Raw genomic sequence first — 281 nt, 5'->3', positions numbered from 1 at the left:
GACTTCTTCATCACAACCTACGGCGTGAAATACGACAAGGCTGTCGGGAAACTGACCAAAGACCGCGACGTGTTGCTGGCCTTCTATGACTTCCCTGCCGAACACTGGAAGCACATCCGCACCACCAACCCCATCGAGAGTACCTTTGCCACTGTCCGACACCGCACTGGCAAAACCAAAGGCTGTCTCAGCCGCAAAACCGGCCTCGCTATGGCGTTCAAGTTGATGGTGTCAGCCCAGACCAAATGGCGGAAGCTCGACGGCGCAAACCGCATGCCCGA

The 281-nt window shown here is 56.9% G+C and carries 1 protein-coding gene; it reads left to right on the top strand.

Going from position 1 to position 281, the window contains the following annotated elements; translation table 11 throughout:
- A partial coding sequence (locus tag ACFWW2_RS02840; RefSeq protein WP_393925980.1) for a transposase occupies positions 1-281 on the top strand: 281 nt, incomplete at both ends.

The sequence above is a fragment of the Yoonia sp. R2-816 genome, assembly GCF_046762905.1.
Classification (GTDB): Bacteria; Pseudomonadota; Alphaproteobacteria; order Rhodobacterales; family Rhodobacteraceae; genus Yoonia.
The sequence above is the reverse complement of the archived record's forward strand: the minus strand, read 5'-3'. Positions and strand labels throughout refer to the sequence as shown.